The organism is Streptomyces sp. AC627_RSS907 (assembly GCF_019049165.1).
In genome coordinates, this window is sequence record NZ_JAGMUE010000227.1 from 1 (window position 1) to 1,063 (window position 1,063).

At 68.2% G+C, this 1,063-nt stretch carries 3 protein-coding genes; all 3 read right to left on the reverse strand.

Annotated features, from left to right (window positions below; genetic code table 11):
* Window positions 1-303: 50S ribosomal protein L20 (gene rplT / locus KUM32_RS32725; RefSeq protein ID WP_217145570.1), on the reverse strand; the 303-nt coding region annotated here is incomplete at its 3' end.
* Window positions 304-401: 98 nt separating this feature from the next.
* Window positions 402-596 carry a 50S ribosomal protein L35 gene (gene rpmI, locus KUM32_RS32730; RefSeq protein ID WP_176164893.1) on the reverse strand — a complete coding sequence of 65 codons (195 nt, stop codon included), beginning with the start codon at window positions 594-596 and terminating at the stop codon, window positions 402-404.
* 125 nt (window positions 597-721) lie between these two features.
* A partial coding sequence (gene infC / locus KUM32_RS32735; protein WP_217145571.1) for a translation initiation factor IF-3 occupies window positions 722-1,063 on the reverse strand: 342 nt, incomplete at its 5' end.

Sequence of the window (1,063 nt, forward strand, 5' to 3'; positions counted from 1 at the left end):
GTTGACCGCGAGCTCGGCGAGGATCTTGCGGTCCACCTCGACGTTGGCGGCCTTCAGACCCTGGATGAAGCGGTTGTACGTCATGCCGTTGGCACGGGCGGCGGCGTTGATGCGCTGGATCCAGAGCTGCCGGAAGTCGCCCTTGCGCTTCTTGCGGTCGTTGTAGTTGTAGACGAGGGAGTGGGTGACCTGCTCCTTCGCCTTCCGGTACAGGCGCGAGCGCTGGCCCCGGTAGCCGCTGGCCTGCTCCAGGATCGCCCGGCGCTTCTTGTGGGCGTTGACTGCCCGCTTGACGCGTGCCACTTGATTAACTCCTTGTGCGGGGCCGCGGTTACCTCACGCGGCCCGGAAACGAATGGGTCCCGAACCGTTCTGCCAGCCCCGCCGCAGCGGGGCCGACATCACTTGCCGAGAAGCTTCTTGACCTTCTTGGCGTCGGCCGGGGCCAGCTCCACGGTCCCCGCGAGGCGGCGCGTCAGCGTGGACGACTTGTGCTCGAGAAGGTGGCGGCGACCGGCGCGCTGGCGGACCACCTTGCCGGAACCGGTGATCTTGAAGCGCTTGCTGGCACCACTGTGGGTCTTGTTCTTCGGCATGTCGCCGTTCTCTCCTCGTCGGGGCGCCCCCGCGGCCGTTGCGGGCACGCGGGCGCGTCAGCTCGTTCAGTGTGGGTTCCGGGGCGTGGCCCCGGGGCGGCGGCCTCGGGCTCAGGCCGCCACGATCAGGCCTCGGCCGGCTCCTCGGCGGACTGCTCGGGCGCATCCGCGGTGAGGCCCTGGCGCTCCGCCTTGCGGGCCGCCTGGGCCTCGCGGGCTTCGGCCATGGCCTCGGTCTTCTTCTTGTGCGGACCGAGAACCATGATCATGTTCCGGCCGTCCTGCTTCGGGTTCGACTCGACGAAGCCGAGGTCCTGGACGTCCTCCGCGAGCCGCTGGAGCAGTCGGTAGCCGAGCTCCGGCCGGGACTGCTCACGACCACGGAACATGATCGTGATCTTGACCTTGTCGCCCTGCTTGAGGAACCGGACGACGTGACCCTTTTTGGTGTCGTAGTCGTGCGGGTC

Coding starts and splice junctions, on each gene's coding strand:
- rpmI (WP_176164893.1), bottom strand. CDS start 596: ATGCCGAAGAACAAGACCCACAGTGGTGCCAGCAAGCGCTTCAAGATC.